Genomic DNA, 23,049 nt, shown 5'->3' with positions numbered 1-23,049 from the left:
CGGGGCTCACCTATGGTGGGCCGCGCCTGACCCCACCAAGGAGAGACACATGACCAGAATGCATCGGCGCGTCCTCGGCGCCGGTATCGCGACCCTCGCGATCGCGGGCGTCGTCGCGGGTACCCCCGCCGTCGCCGCCTCGGGTACCAAGCCGCCCAAGAAGCCGAGCCTGCAGACCGTGCAGCTGTTGTCGTTCAACGACTACCACGGCCACCTCGAGGCCACCGACCCCCCGCTCTCCGTGGTGCACGACCCGTCCCAGACGCCGGTCGGGGGATCCGAGTACCTCTCCACGAAGCTCACCGAGCTGCGCGACAAGGTGGGTGACGGGCGCAGCCTGACCGTGGCCGCCGGCGACCTCATCGGTGGCTCCACGTTCCTCTCCGGCCTGTTCCACGACGAGCCGTCGGTCGAGTCGCTCAACGCGATGGGTCTGGATGTCAGCAGCGTCGGCAACCACGAGTTCGACGAGGGCACCACCGAGCTGCTCCGCATGCAGCAGGGCGGCTGCCACCCGAAGGACGGCTGCTACTTCCCCGACCAGCCGTACGCCGGCGCCGACTTCCCGTGGCTGGCCGCGAACGTGGAGAAGAACGACGGCAGTGGCACCCTGCTGCCCGGTACCTGGGTCAAGAACGTCGCTGGCGTCAACGTCGGCTTCATCGGGATGACCCTCGAGGGCACCGACCTGCTCGTCAGCCCCGCGGGGATCTCGAGCGTGACCTTCAAGGACGAGGTCGAGACGGCCAACGCCGAGGCCGCCAAGCTCAAGGCACAGGGCGTCAACGCCATCGTCGTCCTCATGCACGAGGGCGGGGCCAACTCGGGCACCTACAACTCCTGCGTCGGGATCTCCGAGCCCATTGCCACGATGGCCAAGGAGTTCAGCCCCGAGATCGACCAGATCGTCACGGGTCACACCCACAACCCGTACGTCTGCTCCATCCCCGACCCCGCCGGCAACCCCCGCTACGTCACCTCGGCCGCCGACTACGGCCGCGTCGTCACCGAGTCGACCCTCAAGGTCGACCGTTTCACCGGTGAGGTCGACCGTGCCGCCACGACCGTGACCAACCACCTCGTCACCCGTACCGTGGCCGACCCCGTGCTCACCGGGATCATCGCCAAGTGGGACACCCTCGCCGGGCCCCTCAAGGCCAAGGTGGTGGGCACCCACACCGAGGACATCATCGGTCACTCCGACCCCCGTACCAACCGCGCCATCGAGACCCCGATGGGCGCCCTCGTGGCCGATGCCATCCTGTGGGGCACCTCAGGTGCCAACGGAGGGGCCCAGATCGCCCTCATGAACGTCGGAGGGGTACGGCAGTCCCTGCCGATGGCGCCGCGCTACACCGAGGGCCCGGGTCAGATCACCTACGCCGAGGCCTTCGACATCGCCCCGTTCGGCAACCTGCTCAACACCGTCACGATGACCGGCGCACAGATCAAGGCCGTCCTCGAGCAGCAGTACCGCGTCAGCTCCACCGGTGCCGCCAGCACCCTGTCGCTGTGCGTCTCGAACGGCTTCAGCTACACCTGGGACTCTGCGGCCCCTCAGGGGTCCAAGGTCGTCGCCGGGTCGATGGCGCTCAACGGGGTTCCGCTCGACCTCGCCGCCACCTACCGGGTCGGGACGCTGAGCTTCCTGGCCCAGGGCGGAGACGGGTTCAGCGCGTTCAAGGGCGCGACAAACCTCACGGGTGGCCCCGAGGACCTCGCCAACCTCGTGGCGTACTTCGAGTCCCACCCCGGCCTCACCAAGCCGGCCGACCGGATCGCGGGTCTCTGACCCGGCTCGTACCAGGCCACGCACGCGAGGGCCGCACCCCACCCGGGGTGCGGCCCCCGCCGCGTCCTGCCACCTCGCGACATAGGGTGGCGGGGTGCCGAGTCCCACCCCTCCCACGGCCGAGCGCCGCCCCCACGTCCGCGAACACCACGGTGACCGGTTCGAGGACCCGTACGCCTGGATGAAGGACCTCGAGGACCCCGCGCTCCTCGCCCACCTCGAGGCCGAGAACGCCTACGCGGAGGCCCTCACGGCCCACCTCGCCCCGCTGCGCAGCACCCTGTTCCAGGAGATCAAGGGACGCGTCAAGGAGACCGACCTGTCGGTGCCCGTGGCCAGCGGCCCGTGGTGGTACTACTCCCGCACGGTCGAGGGACGCCAGTACGCCTCGCAGGTGCGGGCGCCGCGCACCGACCCCGCGACCCGCCCCGACCCGGAGGCGGCCGAGGTCCCGGGGGAGCAGGTCGTCGTCGACGGCAACGCCGAGGCGGGCGACAGCGAGTTCTTCTCGATGGGTGCCCTCACCGTCAGCCACGACCACCGGGTCGTCGCCTTCTCGGTCGACACCTCGGGCGACGAGCGCTTCGACCTCACCGTGCGCGTCGTGGAGACCGGCGAGGTGCTCGACACCGCCCTCACCGGGATCGGCTACGGCGCCGAGCTGAGCCGCGACGGCGCGTTCGTGTTCTACACGCGCCTCGACGACGCCTGGCGCCCGTTCCAGCTGTGGCGCCACCGGGTGGGCTCACCCGTCGCCGACGACGTGCTCGTGCACCAGGAGGACGACGAGCGCTTCTGGATGGGCGTCTCCTCCAGCCGGGACGAGCGGTGGCTGGTCCTCGGCCTGGGGTCCAAGACGACCTCCGAGGTGCACCTCCTCGACGCGCAGGACCCGGAGGGGGAGTGGCGCGTGGTCGCCCCCCGCCGCGACGGCATCGAGTACGACGTCGAGCCGGCCGGTGACCGCCTCCTCGTCGTCCACAACACCGACACCCCCGACGCCGACCTCGCCTGGGCGCCGCTGGATGCCACGAGCCACGAGCAGTGGGTGCCGATGCTGCGGTCCGGCGAGGGGGAGCGGTTCGTCGCGGTCGACTCCTTCGACCGCGCCACGGTGCTCTCGCTGCGCACCGGCGGCCTCACCGCCCTGCGGGTGCTGCCGCGCGACGCCGCCGCCGAGTCGGGCCACGGCCCCGCCTGGGACGTCGAGGTCGACCAGGGCGTCCACAGCATCGGGCTCGGCGACAACCCCGAGCCCGACCAGACCGCCATCCAGGTCGTCGTCGAGTCGTGGACCACCCCGCGCTCGGTCCTCGACGTCGAGCTCGACACGGGGGAGCGGACCCTGCTCAAGCAGCAGCCCGTCCTCGGCGACTTCGACCCCGCGAACTACGTCGAGCACCGCGAGTGGGTGGCCGCCGCCGACGGCGCCCTCGTCCCGGTGTCCGTCGTCCGACGCGTGGGGGTCGAGGCCGACGGGACCAACCCGGGCATCGTCACGGCCTACGGGTCCTACGAGATCTCCTCCGACCCGTACTTCTCCGTCGCCCGGCTCAGCCTGCTCGACCGCGGCGTGGTCTTCGCCGTGGCGCACGTGCGTGGCGGTGGGGAGATGGGGCGGCGCTGGTACGACGAGGGCAAGCTCCTCGCCAAGCCGGTGACCTTCACCGACACCCTCGCCTGCGTCGACCACCTCGTGGCCGGCGGTTGGATGGCGCCCGACCGGGTCGGCCTCGAAGGCGGTTCTGCCGGAGGGCTTCTCGTCGGCGCGGTGCTCAACCTCGGTCCCGACCGGTTCCGCGTCGCCCACGCCGCCGTGCCGTTCGTCGACGCCCTGACGACGATGCTGCAGCCAGACCTCCCGCTCACCGTGGGGGAGTGGGAGGAGTGGGGCAACCCGCTCGCCGACGCCGAGACCTACGCCGCGATGAAGGCCTACGCGCCCTACGAGAACATCGGCGCCGTCGACTACCCCGCCGTCCTCGCGACCTCGAGCCTGCACGACACCCGCGTGTACGTCACCGAGCCGGCGAAGTGGGTCACCCGGCTGCGCGAGGTCGTCACGAGTGACCCGTTGACGCGTCCCGTCCTCCTGCGCACCGAGATGTCGGCGGGCCACGGTGGCCGCAGCGGGCGGTACGCGGCGTGGGAGCAGATCGCATGGGAGTGGGCCTTCGTCCTCGACCAGCTCGGTGCCACGGAGCCGGTCAGCAACTGACGGCTGCCTGCCTCAGTGGACGACGAGGATGGGCGCCTGGCTGCGTCCCATCAGCTGCAGCGTCGTCGACCCCACCCGCAGACCCTCGAAGCCGCCGGCTCCGCGGCTGCCGACGACGAGGAGCGCCGCTCCCTCGCTGCGGTCGACGAGGGCCTTGGCCGGCGCACCCCGGACGACCTCGTGGTCGACCTTGACGTCGGGGTGCCGCTCGCGCCGCGGCGCGAGGGCGGCGTCGACCGACGCCTCGAGCTGGGCCTCGTAGGCGCTCCAGTCCGACGTCGGTGACAGGGTCGGGTCGGTGACCCCCCGCGGCTCCCAGGCGTGCACGACGTCGAGCGAGCCGTCGCTGAGGGCCGCCTCGTCGAAGGCCGCGCCGAGCGCCTTGAGCGACGCCTTGGAGCCGTCGACGCCGACGACGACCCGTCCGCCGAGCGCGGCGACCGGCGCCGTCTCGTGCCCGACGACCAGCACCGGGCAGCGGGCGTGGGTGACCACCTGCATCGCCACCGCCCCGACGCTGGCCCGGCTGAGCACCCCGTGGCCCATGGCGCCGACGACGACGAGCGCGGCCGTGCGCGAGGCGTCGACGAGGGCCTGGCTGGCGAACCCGTCACGGACCAGCGTGGTCACGGTCAGCCCGGGGTCCACGGCGTGGGCGCGCGCGACACCGTCCGAGAGCAGCCGCTGGGCGTGGGCGTCGACCTCCGCCCGGTCGGCGCCACCACCGAAGCCGAGCATCGGGAGGTCGGCGGCGAAGGCGTGCAGCACGACGAGGTCGAGGCCGCGGGCGCTCGCCCTGCGCGCGGCGTGGCCGACGGCGGCCACGGACAGCGGGGACCCGTCGACCCCGACGACGACACGAGAACCGGCCATGGGGGAGTTCCTCCGATCGCGATGCTGGTCGCGGCGGCGGGCACGCCAAGGGCGGTGCGGCGGTTGACGTCTCCGTCGTCGTGGGGCCTGGAGGTCCCACCCCTCGACCGTGGCACGACCCCGTCGGCCGCGCAAGGCCTTCGGGGTCGTACCGGAGTCGGGGGCGTCAGCGGGCGAGGCGCTCCCCGCTGCCGAAGACGTCGAGGACCACGCCCGAGGCGCCCATGGCCCCGTTGGCGGAGACCCAGCTCGACGCCTCGCGGCCGTCGGCGACGACCACCGAGGCGCCGGACACGCGCCCGCCCGTCGGGCCGAGCACGAGCGCCGAGGCGGCTGCCACGCCGAGACCGAGCTCGGTCGGGGCGGCCGCGACGCCGGCGTCGAGCCGTCCCCAGCGGAAGTCGTCGGTGAGGTGGGGGACCACCGTCGCCCGCACGAGGCCGAGCCCGGGCAGCCACTGGGCGTCGTCGGCGCGGTAGGCGGCGACCCCCTCGGCCTCGAGCGTCGCGGCCGTGGGACGGGCCTTCGCCGACCAGCGGCTGCCGAGGATCGCCGAGGTGGCACCGTCGGTGAGGACGACCGGCGTGCGGCGCACGGCGGTGGAGACGACCTGGCGGAAGGCGGGGTCGGCCATCGCCTGGGCGAGCGCGGGCGGGGTGTCGCCCACGACGACGACCGCCGTGGCACCGGCGACCGCCGAGGTCGACCACGCGCTCGTGCCGTGGACCACCGTGGTGACCTGCCCGGTCCAGCCGGCCTTCTTCAGGGCCGAGCCGTAGGCGTTGGCCTCCTTGGTCGACCCGGAGGCCGCGGCGAGGACGACGAGCTTCGCCGTCTTCGCGGGGTTGGCCGCGCGGGCGGCCGCCACGACGTCACGCAGCACGCCGTCGGTGAGCGCGCCACCGCCGAGGAAGACCGTGCCCCCGACCTCGGAGGGGGAGGCCGGGGCGGACCAGGCGGCACCGCTCGGCGCCGGGAGCGCCACGCCGCCGCGCGTCATCACCCGGGTCTGCAGGTCGTAGGTCGTGCCCTCGGTCATCAGGTGGGTGAGGACGCGGCGCGCCGAGAGGGTGGCGGGGCTGCCGACCCACGAGTGCGTGGCGCCGAGGGTCTCGAGGTCGATGACGCCAACGGAGGAGTCGCCGAAGACACCCGAGAGCGTGCGGTCGCCAGTGGCCCGCACTCCGGTGGCGTAGTCGACACCGACGCCCACGGGGCTCGCGCCGCCGAACCGCTCGTCGGCGGTGGCGAGGGTCGACAGGCTGCGACCGAGACGCCCGCGCTGGTGGAAGTGCTGGTCGAAGATCGCTGCGCGGGAACCGATGTCGAGGCCGCGCTCGAGGTCGGGGTCGTCGCCCCACCACATGATGGTCGAGTCGCGACGCAGCCCGTCGGCCGGGCCGAGGGCACCGACGTAGCCGTTGATCATCGTGCGGGACTCGACCGCGGCGCCGGCGCTCGTGCCGCCGAGGGCGGCACCGCGGCTCACCGCGGCGGTGATGGCCGTCTCGGCGGGGGAGGCCGCCAGGACCTGCATCGCGAGCCCCTGGTCGCCGCCGAGGACGTAGATGCCGTCGGTGCCGGGTGCGGCCAGGGCGGCCGAGTTGGCGGGGTCGAGGGCGTCGGCGCGGGTGAGGAGGACCGCGAGGGTCGCGGTGCAGCCGGCGGGGACCACGGCGTCGCAGGCGGCGTCGAGCTGGTCGGTGCGCTCCTGGGCCAGGCGCAGGTTCTCGGCCCGGTCGCGGGGCGCGTCGCCGTAGGCGGACGGGACGACGACGAGGTCGACCGTGGGGCCGCTGGCCCCCTCGGCGGCGGCGCGGGCGAAGCCCTGGAGCGTGGAGGTGACGTAGCCCCCGCCGATCGGCGTGAGGACGGTCGGCTCGTCACCGGTCGCGGCCGACAGGGCCACGGGGCCGGCCGCCAGCGCGACGGCGAGACCGCCGACGGCGCTGGAGCGGAAGAGGATTCGGGTCCGGGACGGTCGCTGCGTTGCGGTCATGTCGACTGACCGTAGTGGGCCCTGCCGGTGAGCGGGGCCTGCGGACCGGCCGGCTTCGGGCGGCGGCACCCGAGGCCTAGGCTGGCGCCATGACGCTCATCGCCATCGAGTGGGACGACGCCGCCGGGGACGACGGCCGCGGTGCCTGCCGGCTCCTCGACCAGACGCTGCTCCCGGGCCGGACCACCTTCCGGGACATCCGCAGCACCGACGACCTCGTCACCGCGATCGCCGAGCTGGCGGTCCGCGGTGCGCCGGCACTGGGCGTCGCGGGGGCCATGGGCGTCGTCGTCGCGATGGACGAGGGTGCGCGGTCCGGCTGGGACGAGGCTCAGGTCCAGCAGGCCGTCGACCGCGTCCGCCACGCCCGCCCCACCGCGGTGAACCTCGCGTGGGGGGTCGACCAGGTGCGTCCCCTGATGGAGCAGGGACGCGACGCCGTCCTCGCCGCCGCGCGCGAGGTGGCCCGGGACGACGAGGCCGCCAACCGCGAGCTGTCCCGCCTGGGTGCCGACTGGCTGCTCGAGCGCCTCGACCGTCCCCGGCTGCGCGTCCTCACCCACTGCAACACCGGGTCCCTGGCGACGTCCGCGTGGGGCACCGCGCTCGGGGTCATCCGCGAGCTGCACGCCCGGGACCGGATCGAGCTGGTGTACGCCGACGAGACCCGGCCGCTGCTCCAGGGCTCGCGGCTGACGGCGTTAGAGCTGGCGTCCGACGGGATCCCGCACGTCGTGCAGGCCGACGGCGCCGCGGCCTCCACGATCCTGCGCGGCCTCGTCGACTTCGCCGTGGTCGGTGCCGACCGCATCGCCGCCAACGGCGACGCGGCCAACAAGATCGGCACGCTCGGGGTCGCGCTCGCGTGCGCCGACGCCGGCATCCCGTTCATGGTCGCCGCACCGTGGTCCACCGTGGACCTGTCGATGGCCGACGGCTCCGGCATCGAGATCGAGGAGCGGTCGGGCGACGAGGTGACCGTGCTCAACGGGACCCGCCTGGCGCCGGTGGACAGCTCCGGGTTCAACCCGGCCTTCGACGTCACGCCGGCCCGGCTCGTCGACGCCGTGGCGACCGAGCGCGGGGTGGCCGAGCCGCGGCGCGGTACCGACCTGACGTCGTTGGGGAGATAAGCCTCTTGCTTCATCGGTGCCGAATGAAGGTATGATCTTCAGATGGCACGAATGAAGGACCAGACTTCACGGGTCGTCCTCATCGGCGACGTCGTCGACTCTCGCGGGGCGGCCAACCGCCGGGCGCTGCACCGCGCCGTCGAGAAGGCCCTCGTCGGGGTCAACGCGGTGGTGCCGGCCCTGGGCGAGCTCCGCGTCACGGTGGGTGACGAGTTCCAGGGCTCCTACGGCACGCTCGGCGCCGCGCTCGACGCCGCCCTCCGGGTGCGCCTCGAGCTGCTCCCCAGGATCGACACGCGCTTCGGCATCGGCCGGGGGGCGGTGACGATGCTCGACGCGGCCCGGGGCATCGAGGACGGGCCGGGCTGGTGGTCGGCCCGGGAGGCGATTGAGGCGGCCGAGGACACCGCCGGCCGCTCGCCCACGCGCACGGTCCGCACCGCCGTCCGCGCCGCCGCCGACGACCCGTCGCTCGACGCCGTCAACGCCGCCTTGGTCTGTCGGGACCATCTGGTTGGCTCGTTGTCGGAACGGTCGCTGCGACTGCTGAGAGGACTCATGAACCCCCACACGACCCAGAGCGAGCTCGCGACCCTCGAGGGCATCAGCGCCTCGGCGGTCTCGCAGCGGGTGCGCGCCGACGGCATCGGGGCCGTCCTCGCCGCCCACGAGCTGCTCCGGGCGCTGCCGTGAGCTGGCTGGCGGTCTGGCTCGTCGGTCTCGGCCTCGCCGACCTCGTGCGCGCCGCGTCGGGCGGCTCCACCCGCTGGTCGGTCCCCGCGGGTGCGGCCACGGTGGTGGCCCTCGCCCTGCTCGGCGGCCTCACCACGCCCGTCGACCTCGTCGTCCTCGCGGCGTCCCTGCTCCCGCTGGTCCTGTGGCAGCGGCTGTCCCGCCAGGCCGTCGACACCGGCACCGGGCACGTGGGCGCCCTCGTGGCGCTGGGGGCGGGCATCGCGTGGCTGCTGGGCCTGTCCGGGTGGGCCTCGCCCCTCGGCGGGGTGTTCGGCCGCTGGCTGGCCTGGGCCGACCTCCCCCTCGTCGGCGACCAGCACTCGGCCGGGCGGGTCCTGCTCGTCCTCGGGTTGGTCCTGGTCAACCTCTCCACGGCGAACGTCCTCGTGCGGCTGGTCCTCGTGGCGGTCGGCGCGATGCGCCCCGTCATCCCCGACGACCTCGCCACGGCCGACGACCCGCAGCCCTCCGACCAGCTGCGCGGGGGTCGCCTGCTCGGCCCGATGGAGCGCGTCCTCATCCTCGGGCTCGGGCTCACCGGCCAGCTCACCGCGGCGGGCCTCGTCATCGCCGCGAAGGGCCTCATCCGCTTCCCCGAGCTGCAGGCCACCCGCAAGGACGGCAGCGGCGTCGACGGCGTCGGCATCGACCACGTCACCGAGTACTTCCTCGTCGGGTCGTTCGTGTCGTGGCTCGTCGCGCTGACCTCCCTCGCGCTCACCCGCTGAGCCGGCGACCCGAGCGGGGTCAGACCTCGATGATGCGGCCGCGCCACTCCCGCGGGAAGTCCGAGGTCGTGTCGCCCACCACGAGCAGCCGGTAGGTCATCATCGCCGCCTCCTCGAGGTTGAGGGCGCGGCGCAGCGCCATCGACACGGTGTCGCCGAGCGCCGAGCAGCCGTGGTGCGCGAGGACGACCGCGTTGTGGCCCCGCGCCGCCTCGGCCGCCGCGTCGGCGATCTCCTCCGACCCCGACGGGTGGAACGGGACGCGCCCCACCGAGCCCACGTAGAACTGGTGGTCCAGGGTGGTGAACCGGATCGGGGCGCCGAGCATGTCGACGAGCAGCACGTGCTGTGGGTGCAGGTGCACCACCGACGCGACGTCGGGGCGCACGAGGTAGGTGCGCTGGTGCAGCTTCCACTCCACCGAGGGCCGCTGGTCGCCGGCCACGTGGTCGCCGTCGAGGGTGACCTCGGAGAGGTCGCCCGGCTCGAGGCGGTCCAGCCAGGTCCCGGACGCGGTCACGAGGAAGCGGTCGGTGCCCGGCAGCCGCGCCGACAGGTTGCCGCCGCTGGCCTGGACCAGCCCGCGCTCGACGAGCTGGCGCCCGGCGTCGATGAGCTGGTCGACGAGGTCGTCACGGTCCGTGGTCATGACGCCATCATCGCCGATGTCGACCCGCCGCCGCTGTCCCGGCGGGTCGGCACCGGCAACCGGTCAGCCGACCTTGTAGGAGGTGGTCGTGCCCTTGACCGGCGAGCTGCCGCGGGTCACGCTCACCCGGCACGCTGCGCCGCTCGGGACGTCGTTGAGGCTCACCGTCTCCACGCTCTGCGACCCACCGGCCGCGTCGAACCACGGGCCGAGGAGCGGGTAGGTCTCCACCGAGTCGACCGGGCCGCTGTACTTCCCCTTGAACCAGCAGCGGTTCTCCAGGATGAACTCGTAGGCCACGACCGGGTAGACGCCCTTGATGACGACCGAGACGTCGACCTCCTGGCCCCCGACCGCCGTTCCCTGGAGCGTCGTGCTGCCGCTCGCCGGTCCGGCCGCGGCCGGGACCGCACCCACGACCAGCGCGGCCGCGGCGCCGAGCACCACCATCACCTTGCGCATGCTGCCTCCTCGTCGCCGTGACGCTCGTGCGTCACTGGCAGTAGTCGGTGGTCGACGCCTCGCCGTAGCCGAGCTTCCACTTCAGCGGCGTCGTGCCGGGGTCGATGGTGTCGGCCTCCCAGATCGCGTCGGCGATGCACTGGTGGCCGTCCGCGTTGGGCATGACGCCCATGCCCTCGGTCGTCTGGCTGAAGTCGATGAGGACGCCGGGTGTGGCCGGGATGAGGTAGGTCGGCAGGGCCCGTCCGGTCGACCCCTCGACCCACCACTCCTCGCTGCACCCGAAGTTCACGGTGGGGGAGTCGTGCTGGTGGACCTGACCGCTCAGCTCGGGGTGCTCGACCTTGGTCTTGATCTGCACCTTCATCGTCATGCAGTGGTCCTCGAACTTCGGGTTGACGTCGACGAAGACGTAACGCCACCCGTTCGGGCCGGCCTGGTAGGGGGCCAGCGACTCCTTGATCGTCGTGTTGAGCTTGGTGAACGCCTGGTCGATGGCGAGCAGCGCCGCCGGCAGCTGGGCCCACCGCGCCGTGCACGTCGGGATGGTGTCGATGAGCGGGACGCACAGCTGGACGATCTCGTCGACCACGTCCTCGGCGCGCGGGTACGGGTTGGGGTACCCGGTGAGGGCGATGACCAGGCCGGGCCGCTGCGAGGCCATGATCTTCTCGGTCGCGAGGATCGTCGTGTTGTTGCTCTTGATGCCCGACCACAGTGAGGTGTTCGCGAGAACCGCTGTGGCACAGGCGGTCGCGCCCGCGAAGTCGTGGTCCTTCACCTTCGAGAAGCACGAGTCGATGAGGTCCACGGCAGGCTTGTTCTGCTCGCCGAGCGTGAGGGTGTGCAGGTCGGGGCGCATGTTGTACGCCGACGACATCGGCCCGCTGCTGATGTAGCTCGCCGTCGTCACGCCGTTCTTGCCCTGGTTGTACAGGCACCAGCCGGGGGACTTGAGGTGGTCCTCGAGCAGCTGCTCGGGGAACCGCTTGGCGTTGTCGTCGAGCTCCTTGCCGTTGACGACGTCGTCGCCCGAGGCGACGTAGATGCGGCAGCCGGCCGCGGCCTCCGCGTGGTCGGTGGTCGCGGGACCGCCGACCACCAGCCCCGCGGCGGTGACCGCGGCGGCGGTCACCACCCCGAGGAGGAGGCGCCTCGTGGCTCGTCTGCGTCTCGTCATCGTCGTCGCCTCTCGCTCACGGGGCCAGGGTGGTGACGCGCAGGCCACCGGTGTTGTTGAACTCCCGGAACTCGCTGACGAGGTTCTCCGGGTCGACCGCCACGTCGAAGTCGACGAACGAGGGCTCCGCGGCCGTGTTCGCGGTGGCGACGACGGTGATCGTCGTCCCGGCCGAGGGCGCGAGGCCGCCGACCGGCCCGGTGCACAGGACCTCGGGGTTGGCGAGGCTGTCCGGTGCCACCGGTCCGAAGTCGGGGTTGATCCCGCAGGTGAACCCGTTGGTGCCGTTGGCCGAGACGAACGTCGACTCGTTCGGGAGGCGGTCGAGGTCGACGAACACCCGGATGGCGTCCGGGGCCACCGGGATCGCCGGCAGGTCACCGATGTTGGTCACGGTGAACTGGTAGGTGAGGTTCGACCCGTTGGTCACCGGGTTGGGCGTCGCCAGGATCTGGCCCAGCTGGAGGTCGACGCAGCCGGTGCACTGGGTGTGCGTCACGGTGGTCACCTCCGTCTGGGCGTTGTTGGTCTCGTCGGTCTCGGTGATGTCGTCGGCCGGGTCGGCCGTGACCTTCACCGTCAGCTTCGACGGCGCCGCCACACCCACGGTGAGCTTGGCCGTCACCGTCGTCGACTGGCCGGCGAGGAGGTCGCCGGTGCAGGTCGCGACGGCGTTCGCGTTGGTCAGCACGCAGACGAAGCCCTGCGAGGCGAGCACCGAGTTGACGGTCATGCCGGTGGTGGGCAGGTCGACCCGGACGACGACACCGTTGCCGTCGGCCGCCTTGGCGTCCTGGGTCCCGCCGTTGACGACGACCGCCGTGTACGTGATCTGGTCGGACTCCGCTGCCGGGTCGGGCAGGTCGGTGATGTCGCCCACGGCGAGGTCGATGGAGGCGCCACCCACGCCCGTCGTCACCGTGTCGGTGTTGTTGACCAGCTTCGTGCTCTCCTCGTCGCCACAGCCCAACGGGTTGCTGGCGCACGGCTCGGCGGTGGTGCTCGTCGGCACGGCACTTCCGCCGTTCGCCTTCGCCGTGTTCGAGAACGCCGTCGTGGCGGTCGCGTTCACCGACGTCGTGATGGTGATCTGCGTCGACTGCCCGGGCAGCAGCCCGTCGGTCACGGTGCAGGTCACCACGCCGCCGGAGGCCGAGCCGTCGTGGGTGCACGTCGCCAGCCCGTCGGTCGCCGTCGGGGTGCCGACGATGCCGACCTGGGTGGGCAGGTCATCGGTGACGTCGAACGGTGCCGAGGGCCCGTCGCCGATGTTCGTGACGTTGAGCGTGTAGGTCAGCGTCGCGCCGATGCTCACCGAACCGGTGCTCGCCGACTTCAGGAGCGAGATGTTCGGCCGGAGGGTCGTCACCGAGGTGGTCTTCGTCTTGCAGTTGTCGGCCTCGTTGGACTCGACGACCGCGTTGTCCGGGTCGACGCACGCCTCGTTGTCGAGCGTGCCGCCGTCCTGGGTGACGAAGACGTGGATGGTGATCGTGGCCTCCGAGGCGGCCGCCATGTCGCCGACGCAGCGGATGCCGTTGACCGGGTTCTCGGTCAGGCTGCAGGCGAAGTTGCCCGTCGCCTCGACACCGAGCGGGATCAGCCCGACGGGCAGCGGGTCGATGACGACGACGTCGTCGACGGCCTTGCCCTCGTTCTTCACCGTGAGGACGTAGTCCTGGCTGCTGTTCTGCTGGGCGTTGGTCGGACCGTCCTTCTCGATCGTCAGGTTGTACGGCGACTGGACGGTGAGGGTGTCGCGAGCGCTGTTGTTCGTCTCGTTCGACTCCGCGATGGCGTTGAACGGGTCGATGAACACCTGGTTGGTGTACGAGCGCGACTGCACCTGCGGGGCGCGGACCGTGATCTCGATCGTCCGCACCTGCGGGACCGCCGGGATGAGGTCAGCGGTGCCGTCGAGGGTGCCGCCGGTGCAGGTGACGACCCCACCACTCTCGCCGCAGAGGAAGGACCCGTCACCGGAGTCGGTGTCGGCGGCCGAGACGAAGGTCAGGCCGGCGGGCAGCGGGTCACGGACGACGACCTGGAAGGCCGGGTCGGTGCCGTCGTTGCGGACCTCCACCTGGTAGGTGATGAGGGCGCCGCTGTCGTACGTGGTGACGGTGCCCGCGCACCCGGCCACGATGGCCTGGTCGCACTTGCGGACCGCGAGGTCGATGTACCCGGCCCCGACGACGACCTGGGTCGACGCGGTGTCGTGGTTGTCGGTCTCGTCGCCCTCGGGGATGGTGTTGTTCGGGTCGACGAACGCGGTGTTGATGACGGTGCCGGGCTGGGTGCCCGAGAACGCCTTGATCGTGATGGTCCGGGACGCCGGGGCGCCCGAGGCCGTCACGGCCGTCCCGCTGAGGGTCGCGCCCGAGCAGGTGACGACGCCACCGATCTGGGTGCAGGTGAACTGGTTCGGACCTGGAGCGGTGTCGGTCGCCGAGATGAACGACGTGCCGGCCGGAAGGGCGTCACGGACCTCGACGCCGAACGCCGGGTTGGTTCCCGAGTTCGTCACGAGGAGCGTGTAGGTGATGACGCTGCTCGTCGAGACCTGCGCGCTGGCGGTCTTGTCGATGCTCAGCTGGTGGAAGGAGTTGAGGCCACCGTCGCCGGACGTCTTGACCTGGGTCGAGGCCTGCGCGGTGTTGTCGAACTCGTTGCCCTCGGCGACGACGTCGTTGGGGTCGATCTTCACGGTGTTCTGGTACGTGCCCGGGGTGTTGGGCGCGAACACGGTGACCTTGACCTGGCGGGTCAGCGGGATGTTCCCGACGCCGCCGGTGTCAGGGATGGTGTTGACGGTTCCGGAGAAGTCGCCGCCGGTGCAGGTGACGACGCCGCCGGTGGCCGCACCGTCGTGGGTGCAGAAGAAGGCGTCGGTGGTCCCCGGTCCGGCATCGGTGTCGGCGGCGGAGATGAACCGCGACCCGGTCGGGAGGAAGTCCTGCAGCACGACGTTGCTCACCGGGTCGGTGCCGTCGTTCCCTGCGGTGATCGTGTAGCTGAGGATGCCGTTGGTGGCGACGGGCGAGCCGGCGGCGGGGTCACTCTGGACCTTGGCCACGGTCAGCTGGTTGAACGCGCCGACCCCGGCACCGCCGGTGGCCACCGTGGTGTCCTGGACGGCGATGTTGTTGGCCTCGTTGGCCTCGGCGATCGCGTTCAGCGGGTCGACGCGGACCTCGTTGTGCATCACCGGCTGGACGAACCCGGTGGCGAAGACCTTGACGATGATCGTGGCGAACTGGTTGCCGCCGGGCATCGGCGCGCCCGGCGGGTCGTAGAACTCGGTCGCCGTGCCGTTGAGGGCGGCGCCGACGCAGGTGACCTTGCCACCGAGGGCGGAGCCGTCGTGGCTGCACGTGAACCCGGCGTTGCCGGTCACGGAGAGGAAGCGCGTTCCCGCGGGGAGGGTGTCCTCGACCCGGACGTTCGTGGCGTCCTGCGTGCCGAGGTTGTCGACGTAGATCGTGTAGGACTGGGTGCCGTTGGTCGCGATGGGGTCGAAGCCCGCGGCCGGGGCCGGGTAGTTGGGGATGAGCGTCCCGGGCGGGTTGATCGGCGAGTTGTCGGTCTCGTCACCGTCGCCGCCGACCTTGTCGTCCTGCTTGAAGACGGTGAGGTCGATGCCCGTGGAGACCTGGACCGTGGCGGAGGCGTCGTTGTTCGTCTCGTCGGCCTCGAAGATCGCGTTGTTCGGGTCGACGTTGACCGTGTTGGTCAGGGGACCGGTGCCCGGCGGCGGGACGACGATGATCGAGAACGACTCGGTCGACTCCGGCGCGAGGCTGGGGTTGGTGCAGGACAGGACGTTGCCCGCGCCGAGGGTGCACGAGAAGTCGGCGCCGCCGATGTTCGCGAAGCTGTCGTAGACCACGCCGGCCGGGAGCGGGTCGCGGACGAGGACGTTCGTCGCGGCAGCGATCCCGCTGTTGCCGACGACGAAGGTGTACTTCAGCCCGCCCACGCACACGTCGGGGTCGGCGGGGACCTGTCCGCCCGCGGGCCAGGTGCGCGCACACACCGGGTCGGGCTGGCCGGCCTTGGTCAGGGTGAGGTCGAACTGCGGCTTCACGGTGGTCCGCTCGGTCGCGGTGGCCCGCACGCCGGTGTTCCTGATGTTCGCGGTGGCCGTCGCGGTGTTGATGAGGACCATGCCGGCCGGGGCGATGACCGTGCCGCGCACGGTGACCGTCACCGTGCCACCGGCGTTGAGGCTCTTGACCGTGCAGCGTGTCTCGGCGGCCGCGACGACGCAGCCGTTGCCGGTGCCGACGGAGCCGTTGACGACGGCCTGGGTGACGACGATGCTCGCGGCCTCCAGGCCCTGGGTGCCGTCGGTGACGACGACGTCGTCGGCGCGCGTCGTGGCGGCGTTGGTGACGCGGATCTTGTAGGTGAGCGTCTGCGTCGGGTAGACGGGGTCGGGGCCCGCGCCGGCGATGACCGACGGGTCGTCGGTCTTGACGATCGTCAGGCCCTGCGACGCGGGGGTCGTGGTGACGCTCGTGCTGACCACGGCCGAGGTGTTGTTCAGCTCGTTGCCCTCGGCGATGGTGTTGTCGGGGTCGACGACCGCGGTGTTCGTGAGGGAGCCGGTCGCCGGGGCCACGACGTGCAGCCGGATGCTCCCGTTCTGGCCGGCGTTGACCCGCCCTCCCGAGCAGGTCACGGTGATCGGCGACCCCGCGCTGGAGCAGGTGAACAGACTGGTCGTCTCGAACGGGCTGGCCTGCAGCGTGACGCCGGCGGGCAGCGTGTCCTTGACGACGATGTCGTTCGCGAGCGCCGTGCCGATGTTGTTGACGGTGAGGACGTAGTCGAAGCTCGAGCCGCCGACCACCGAGGACGGCCCGGTCTTGTTGAGCGTCAGGTCGGGCTTCGTGGAGCCGGAGCCGCCCTGGACGAGGGTCTGGACGCTGCCGTTGGTCGTGAAGTTCTGGGCCGACTTCGTGCCGGTGATGCTGGCGGTGTTGTTCAGGGTCGTCCCGCTCGGTGCGGTGACGACCCCGCGGATCGTCACGAACCAGCTGGCGCCCCCGTTCATCGTGCCGCCGTTGCAGCTGACGAGCTGGCCGGACTGGGTGCAGGTGCCCTGGCTGGAGGTGATGGCGTACTGGGGCGTGGCCGGGGGTGACTGGAGCGTGCCGACCCCGTTGAGCTGGTCGGTGAGGACCAGGTTCGTGACCTTCGCGCCGCCCGTGTTGACGATCGAGATCGAGTAGGTGATCTCGGCCCCGGACGCGACGGGGCTGGGGGAGGCGGTCACGGTGACCGTGAGCGGGCTCGCGGGGTCCGCCGACGCGGGTGCCACGACGAAGGGTGTCCCGAGCAGGGCGAGCAGGACGGCGGTCGCCGCCCCCACCCACCTGACCCGGCGAGGGGTCTTCGAGACGTGCGCTCCGGTGTACGTCGACATGCCCATGTCCGACCCTCCGTCATCGCGCGTCACCCCGGCGCGCGTACGGGAACTCACCCAACTCCTCCTCGGAGGTCGCGTCCATGGCTCCATCGGGCCATGCGACCTGGTCATTCCGGGTGGTACGCCGGGTGGTGCAGGCACGACGCGGCTGCTCGTGCCTGCACCCGGACGCTCCCGGAACCCCCTCTGGGGCAGCCGTTTCCGCGTTTGGGGAACCGGGGGCGGGGTAGAGGCCGTTTGACCACGGAGACGGCCTCCCTGCGTGGGGTCGCGTGACGAGGGGATCGACCATGGGCTTTCTCGACCGGCTGCTCGGACGTCCGCCGCGCCCCCAGGAGGGCCAGGCGGTGGGCCGCGGCCCGACCTCCTCGGGATGGGGTGCCCCGTCCTCGGCGACCCCGGCGCCGCCCGCATCCGGTCCCTCCGAGGACGAGCGCGCGGTGGCCCGGTACCGCTACCTGCTGCGCACGGCGCCCCCGGAGCAGCTCGAGGCGATCCACCGCGAGGCGTTCGAGAAGCTCACCCCGGACCAGCGCGAGCAGCTGCTGCGCGAGCTCGCGAGCCAGGCGCCCGAGGAGGCCGGCACCTCCGCCGAGCCCGCCGACCTCGCCCGGGCCGCCACCCGCGCCGAGATGCGCCGTCCGGGGACGCTGCAGGGCACCTTCTCGCGTGGCTCCTTCGCCGGCGGTGGGATGGGGATGGGCGGCATGGTGATGGGCTCGATGATGGGCACGATCGCCGGCGTCGTCGTCGGGTCGGCCATCGCCAACGCGCTCTTCGACGGCTACGACCAGAGCCCCGAGGCGCAGGAGGCCGGTGACACCGGCAGCGACTCGGGCGACTCGGGTGACACCGGTGGCGACTCGGGCGACACCGGTGGTGACGCCGGCCAGGACGCGGGTGCGGTCGACACGGGCTCCAGCGACACCGGCGGGGACGTCGGTGGCGGTGGCGACTGGGCCGGAGGCGGCTCCGACTGGGGGAACGGCGGCGGGGACTTCGGTGGCGGCGACTTCGGCGGAGGTGACTTCGGGGGGTTCTGACCCGGTCAGGGATCCCGGTGGACGCCGGCGGTGACCTCGAAGGGACCCACCGGAGGGCTCTCGAGGTCGGTGACGGCGGCCGCCACCTGCTCCAGCAGGAGCGCCAGCGGGTCCGGCGGGGTGTCGGGGTCGAGGGCCTCGGCCAGGGCCCGGGCGAACAGGACCTTGCGCCCGGAGGCGACCCCGGCGAACCGCACCAGGCTCTCGTGCAGGTCGCGGCCGCGCCAGGCGGGCTCGTGGCGGAACCGGTCGAACGCGGCGCCGAGACCGAGGTCGTCGAGCACCCCCAGCACGGTGGTCGGACCGAGGGTGCGCACCAGCTCGTCCTCGAGGTCGGCCCGACAGGTGTGGAAGCCGAGCGCCGGCAGGTCGTCGACCGACCGCACGTCGACACCCGACGCGGCGACCGCGCGCACCACGACCTCCGCCTCGCCCTCGTCGCAGAGGCCGAGCACCCGGGGCGCCGGGCTCGTGGCCAGCAGCCGGGTCAGGGCCCGGCGGATGTTCGTGACCCCGCCCATCCCGTGGACCTCGACGCCGGAGGTCTGCCCGCGGCGCCGGAGGAGGACCTCGAGGACCGCCACGTCGCTCGGCCCCTCCACGACGACGACCACGGCCCGTCCCACCTCCACGCCGACAGCCTCGCAGGCCGACGGTCGCGTGGCGACCGGGTTGGCCGACCCGTCCACGACGGCGCCGGACGACCGAGGTTGGGGTGGGCCGATCGGGTGCGCTCTGCAGACACCGGTGGCCTCGTGGCCTGCGGTTTTCTACAGTGGCAGCGTGACTCCCTCTCGCGACCGTGGGCCGCTGCCTGCCCGACCGTCGGCACCGGCCCTGCCGGTGGCGCGCGTGCGGGTCCTGCGGGCCGTGGGGCGGCACGAGCCCGTGACCACCACCGAGCTGTCGGCGGTGCTCGGGGGGCACGAGAACACGACCCGGCAGCACCTCGAGGCGCTCAGCCGCGACGGCATGGTGCGGGGCGAGCAGAACCGCGGACGGATGGGTCGACCGTCCGTCTCGTACTCCGTGACCCCCGCGGGCCTGATGCACCTGGCCGGGCGGGTCGCCTCCCTCGAGCACACCGCCCTCGTGGCCACCCTCGCCGACCACCTCGCGACGACGAGCGAGGACCCCGCCGCCGACGCCCGCCGCGTCGGCCTCGCCTGGGGACGACGGCTCGCCGAGGGGGACCAGCCACGACCAGACGGGGCCGACGAGCGCGACGACACCGACCGGGTCGGCGAGGGCGCCCGCCTCGCCACGGACGCCGGCGCCCCTGACTCCGTCGGACAGGCCCTCGACCTCCTGGAGGCGCTCGGGTTCTCCCCGGTGCTCACCGAGAGCACCCGGCCCGCCCCGGCAGAGGGCCGCGAGACCGCGCTGCTGCTGCGCACCTGCCCCCTCCTCGACGCCGCGCGGGTGAGCCCGACCGTCGTCTGCTCGGTCCACGAGGGCCTTGTCGAGGGGTTCCTGCGGGCGGGCGGGACGCAGGCCGACGTCGTCGTCGAGCCGTTCGCCGAGCGCCACGGCTGCCGCGCGACCATCACGTCCTGACCGCCCGACGCGGCTGACATCCGGCTCGCAGGCCGTTGACCTGCGGCGGCGACACCCCGGGACCCACCTGCTTGACGCGCCCTCGTCGTCGGGCTATGTTCACCACTAAATTTAGTGTCGAACAAAGCAGGGAGACGACGATGTCCCAGGCCGGTCCGGTCGCCAACCGCGGCGATCTCGTGCGTGCCGCAGTCCTCGGGCTGCTCGGTACCCGCGGGCCGTCGTCGCGGGCCGACATCGCCCGCGTCCTCGGCGTCAGCCCCGCCACGGTCACCCAGACCACGAAGGACCTGCTGGCGCGCGAGCTCGTCACCGAGCTCGAGTCGGTGCCGAGCCAGGGTGGCCGCCCGGCGCGCCTGCTCGGCCTGGTCCGCACCGCCGGAGGGGCCATCGGCGCCAAGGTCACCGCCGACCACGTGCGCATCGTCTCCGTCGGCCTCGACGGCGCGGTCACCGCCGCCTCCACGGTCGAGCTCGACGCCACCACCCCCCACGCCCTCGACGCCATCGCCTCGGTCCTGGCCGACGCCGTCCGCGCCCACGAGGGCCCACTCCTGGGCGTCGGGGTCGGGATGCCCGGTGCGGTCGACAACCAGGCGTCCGGCGTCGTCGACGCCCCCACCCTCGGCTGGGACCGCGTGCCCGTCGGGGCCCGGCTGCGCGAGGCCCTCGGCGTCCCCGTCCTCGTCGACAACGACGTCAACACCCTGGCCGCCGCCGAGATCCTCTACGGCTCCGGACGCACCCACGCCGACTTCCTCGTCGTGACCATCGGCCGTGGTGTGGGCCTGGGCATCGTCCAGAACGGCTCGGTCGGCCGCGGCGCCCACGGCGGCGCCGGCGAGTTCGGCCACACCCCCGTCGCCGACGACGGGCCCCAGTGCGGCTGCGGCAACCACGGCTGCCTCGAGGGCTTCGTCGGCGAGTCCGGCCTGCTCCTCGCCGCCCGCGCGGCGGGGGTCGTCGGCCCCGAGGGCAGCGTGCGCGGGCTCGCCGAGGCCGCCCGCGCCGGGAACGCCGCGGCCCGCACCGTCTACGCCGACGCCGGTCGCCTGCTCGGCCGGGCCCTGGCCGGCGCCGTCCACCTCCTCGACCCCGAGGTCGTCGTGCTGCTCGGTGAGGGCATCGACGAGTGGGCGTTCTGGGAGGCGACCTTCGAGGAGTCCTTCCGCCGCCACCTCCTCCCCGCGCGCCGTGGCATCTCCTGCGTCGTCGAGCCGTGGAGCGAGGACCAGTGGGCGGTGGGCGCGGCGTCCCTCGTCCTCGCCTCCCCGTTCGACGCCGTCTCCAGCGGCCGTGAGGGCGAGCGGGTCCGCGCCCGCCTCCAGACCACGGTCGGTGCGCTGTGACGATGCTCGCGACCCCCGGGTCGGCCACCACCGTGACCCGCCGCCCCCGCTCCGGCGGGGCTCGCGGCTCGCGCTGGCGCAACCTGGGCTGGGTCGTCCTCTTCCTCGCCCCGAGCGCCGTGCCGCTCGTCGCCTTCACCCTCGTGCCGATGGTCGGCTCCTTCTGGGTGAGCCTGCACCGGTGGAACCTCATCTCCCCGATGGAGTGGGCGGGCGTCGAGAACTACCGGTCCCTGCTCACCGACGCGGGCACGCGCGACGTCTTCCGCAACACGCTCCTGTACTGCCTGGGCTACCTCCCGCTCGTGTACGCCGGCGGCCTCGGGCTCGCCCTCCTGCTCAACCAGCGGATGCGCGGCCGCAGCCTGTTCCGCGCGGCGTACTTCCTCCCCGTGGTCACCAGCTGGGTCGTCGTGGCGCTGGTCTGGAAGTGGCTGCTCAACCCGACGAACGGGCTCGTCAACACGGTGCTCGGTGCCGTGGGCCTGCCCGAGCCCGGCTGGTGGACCGACCCCGCGTGGGCGCTGCCCTCGGTCATCCTCAGCTCGGCGTGGAAGGACCTCGGCTTCGTCATGGTCATCATGCTCGCGGGGCTGCAGGCCATCCCGACCGACGTCCTCGAGGCCGCGACGGTCGACGGCGCGAGCGCGTGGCAGCGGTTCTGGCGGATCACCCTGCCGCTGCTGTCGCCCTCGACGTTCTTCGTCGTCGTCATCAGCCTCATCAACGGGTTCCAGGTCTTCGACCAGGTCTACGTGATGACCGGTGGCGGGCCGTCGGGCTCGAGCCAGGTCGTCGTCGGGCAGATCTACGACCTCACCTTCCGCTACGGCCGGGCCGGCGAGGCCAGCGCGCTGTCGTGGATCCTCTTCGCCCTCATCCTGCTCATCACCGCGGTCCAGATCCGTGGCCAGCGACGGTGGGTGCACCATGCCTGACCTGCTCTCGCGCGACAGCGCACCGCTGGTCGAGCCCCACGGGCGCGGCGCGCAGCATCCCGTCCGCCACCCGGCCCGGCGCCGCCCGACGCCGGTGAAGGTCCTGCAGTACGTCGTCGTCGCAGCCGGTGCCGCGGTCATGCTCTTCCCGTTCCTCTGGACGGTCGTCACCTCGATCACCCCCGAGGGCAGCCTGGCCGGTGGGCCGACGCTGCTCGTCGAGGACCCGACGCTGGCGGCCTACCGCACGCTGCTCGAGACGCTGCCGATGTGGCGGATCGTCGTCAACTCGTTCTGGGTGGCGGTGGCCTCGACCCTGTTCCAGCTCGTCACCGGCGCGATGGCCGCCTACGGCTTCGCCCGCCTCGAGTTCCGCGGGAAGAACCTCGTGTTCGGCCTCTACCTCGCGACGCTGATGGTGCCGCTCCAGGTGCTCGTCGTGCCCCTCTTCATCGAGATGCGCACGCTGAACCTCCAGGACACCTACGCCGGGCTGCTCGCGCCGAGCATCGCCTCGGCGTTCGGGATCTTCCTGCTCAAGCAGGCGGTCGAGAGCGTGCCGCGCGAGCTCGACGAGGCCGCCACCATCGACGGCGCCGGGCACCTGCGGATCTTCCTGCAGATCGTCCTGCCGCTCATCCGGCCGGCCTTGGCCACCGTCGCGGTCTTCGCCTTCATGGCGAGCTGGAACGGCTTCCTCTGGCCGCTCGTCATCATCCGCTCACCCGAGTTCATGACCCTCCCGCTCGGACTGGCCACCCTCCAGGGGCAGTTCACCACCCAGTGGGACGTCGTCATGGCCGGGTCCGTGTTCTCGATCCTCCCCATCGCCGTCGTCTACCTGCTGGCCCAGCGCCACATCATCGCCGGCGTCGCGCACACCGGCATCAAGTGACCGACACCCTCGAACCCCCGACCAACCAGCCCCACCCCACCCTCACCGGTCCCACCGGGAGACC

General features: G+C 72.5%; 17 protein-coding genes. 10 read left to right on the top strand and 7 right to left on the bottom strand.

The window, feature by feature from the left end:
• The first annotated feature begins 49 nt into the window (after positions 1 to 49).
• A complete protein-coding gene (locus tag ACFLFB_RS11950; RefSeq protein WP_392542401.1) occupies positions 50 to 1,792 on the top strand; it encodes a bifunctional metallophosphatase/5'-nucleotidase in 1,743 nt (580 codons plus the stop codon).
• Between the two features lie 94 nt (positions 1,793 to 1,886).
• Positions 1,887 to 4,010: a S9 family peptidase gene (locus tag ACFLFB_RS11945; RefSeq protein ID WP_392542400.1), complete on the top strand. Its 2,124-nt coding sequence runs from the start codon at positions 1,887 to 1,889 to the stop codon at positions 4,008 to 4,010.
• Positions 4,011 to 4,022: 12 nt separating this feature from the next.
• Here ACFLFB_RS11945 and ACFLFB_RS11940 read toward each other — a convergent pair whose 3' ends face one another.
• Complete coding sequence (locus tag ACFLFB_RS11940; protein ID WP_392542399.1) at positions 4,023 to 4,883, bottom strand: universal stress protein; 861 nt, start codon at positions 4,881 to 4,883, stop codon at positions 4,023 to 4,025.
• A 166-nt stretch (positions 4,884 to 5,049) separates the two neighbouring features.
• Positions 5,050 to 6,882, bottom strand: coding sequence for a Type 1 glutamine amidotransferase-like domain-containing protein (locus ACFLFB_RS11935; RefSeq protein ID WP_392542398.1), 1,833 nt, complete (start codon positions 6,880 to 6,882; stop codon positions 5,050 to 5,052).
• Positions 6,883 to 6,971: 89 nt separating this feature from the next.
• On the opposite strand from ACFLFB_RS11935, the gene mtnA reads away from it, so the two are divergent.
• The 3 genes from mtnA to ACFLFB_RS11920 are packed head-to-tail and all read left to right on the top strand — an operon-like array spanning position 6,972 to position 9,478.
• Positions 6,972 to 8,015: an S-methyl-5-thioribose-1-phosphate isomerase gene (gene mtnA, locus ACFLFB_RS11930; RefSeq protein ID WP_392542397.1), complete on the top strand. Its 1,044-nt coding sequence runs from the start codon at positions 6,972 to 6,974 to the stop codon at positions 8,013 to 8,015.
• 42 nt (positions 8,016 to 8,057) lie between these two features.
• Positions 8,058 to 8,708 (top strand): SatD family protein, encoded by a 651-nt coding sequence (locus ACFLFB_RS11925; protein ID WP_392542396.1) that lies wholly within the window; start codon positions 8,058 to 8,060, stop codon positions 8,706 to 8,708.
• Positions 8,705 to 9,478, top strand: coding sequence for a hypothetical protein (locus ACFLFB_RS11920; RefSeq protein WP_392542395.1), 774 nt, complete (start codon positions 8,705 to 8,707; stop codon positions 9,476 to 9,478). The genes ACFLFB_RS11925 and ACFLFB_RS11920 overlap by 4 nt, the downstream gene beginning before the upstream one ends.
• Positions 9,479 to 9,497: 19 nt before the next feature.
• Here ACFLFB_RS11920 and ACFLFB_RS11915 read toward each other — a convergent pair whose 3' ends face one another.
• The 4 genes from ACFLFB_RS11915 to ACFLFB_RS11900 form a co-directional block, all read right to left on the bottom strand.
• Positions 9,498 to 10,127, bottom strand: a complete 630-nt coding sequence (locus ACFLFB_RS11915; protein ID WP_392542394.1) for a class II aldolase/adducin family protein — start codon at positions 10,125 to 10,127, stop codon at positions 9,498 to 9,500.
• A gap of 63 nt (positions 10,128 to 10,190) precedes the next feature.
• Complete coding sequence (locus ACFLFB_RS11910) at positions 10,191 to 10,589, bottom strand: hypothetical protein (protein WP_392542393.1); 399 nt, start codon at positions 10,587 to 10,589, stop codon at positions 10,191 to 10,193.
• Between the two features lie 31 nt (positions 10,590 to 10,620).
• Complete coding sequence (locus tag ACFLFB_RS11905) at positions 10,621 to 11,769, bottom strand: hypothetical protein (RefSeq protein ID WP_392542392.1); 1,149 nt, start codon at positions 11,767 to 11,769, stop codon at positions 10,621 to 10,623.
• A gap of 16 nt (positions 11,770 to 11,785) precedes the next feature.
• A complete protein-coding gene (locus tag ACFLFB_RS11900; RefSeq protein ID WP_392542391.1) occupies positions 11,786 to 17,206 on the bottom strand; it encodes a CARDB domain-containing protein in 5,421 nt (1,806 codons plus the stop codon).
• Between the two features lie 287 nt (positions 17,207 to 17,493).
• Here ACFLFB_RS11900 and ACFLFB_RS11895 point away from each other — a divergent pair, with 287 nt between their 5' ends.
• Positions 17,494 to 18,246 (top strand): hypothetical protein, encoded by a 753-nt coding sequence (locus tag ACFLFB_RS11895; protein ID WP_392542390.1) that lies wholly within the window; start codon positions 17,494 to 17,496, stop codon positions 18,244 to 18,246.
• A 5-nt stretch (positions 18,247 to 18,251) separates the two neighbouring features.
• On the opposite strand, the gene ACFLFB_RS11890 is transcribed toward ACFLFB_RS11895, so the two are convergent.
• A complete protein-coding gene (locus ACFLFB_RS11890; RefSeq protein ID WP_392542389.1) occupies positions 18,252 to 18,878 on the bottom strand; it encodes a hypothetical protein in 627 nt (208 codons plus the stop codon).
• A 151-nt stretch (positions 18,879 to 19,029) separates the two neighbouring features.
• Here ACFLFB_RS11890 and ACFLFB_RS11885 point away from each other — a divergent pair, with 151 nt between their 5' ends.
• From ACFLFB_RS11885 to ACFLFB_RS11870, 4 genes are all read left to right on the top strand, one after another.
• Entirely contained in the window at positions 19,030 to 19,803 is a 774-nt protein-coding gene (locus tag ACFLFB_RS11885; RefSeq protein WP_392542388.1) for a helix-turn-helix transcriptional regulator, read from the top strand.
• Positions 19,804 to 19,943: 140 nt separating this feature from the next.
• On the top strand, positions 19,944 to 21,152 hold the full coding sequence (locus tag ACFLFB_RS11880; protein WP_392542387.1) for an ROK family protein: 1,209 nt from the start codon (positions 19,944 to 19,946) through the stop codon (positions 21,150 to 21,152).
• A gap of 2 nt (positions 21,153 to 21,154) precedes the next feature.
• Positions 21,155 to 22,090, top strand: coding sequence for a carbohydrate ABC transporter permease (locus tag ACFLFB_RS11875; RefSeq protein ID WP_392542386.1), 936 nt, complete (start codon positions 21,155 to 21,157; stop codon positions 22,088 to 22,090).
• Positions 22,083 to 22,985, top strand: coding sequence for a carbohydrate ABC transporter permease (locus ACFLFB_RS11870; protein WP_392542385.1), 903 nt, complete (start codon positions 22,083 to 22,085; stop codon positions 22,983 to 22,985). The genes ACFLFB_RS11875 and ACFLFB_RS11870 overlap by 8 nt, the downstream gene beginning before the upstream one ends.
• Positions 22,986 to 23,049: the final 64 nt, after the last annotated feature.

Origin of the sequence: Oryzobacter telluris, from assembly GCF_043099285.1 — a bacterium.
In the GTDB taxonomy this organism is placed as follows: domain Bacteria; phylum Actinomycetota; class Actinomycetes; order Actinomycetales; family Dermatophilaceae; genus Oryzobacter; species Oryzobacter telluris.
The sequence above is the reverse complement of the archived record's forward strand: the minus strand, read 5'-3'. Positions and strand labels throughout refer to the sequence as shown.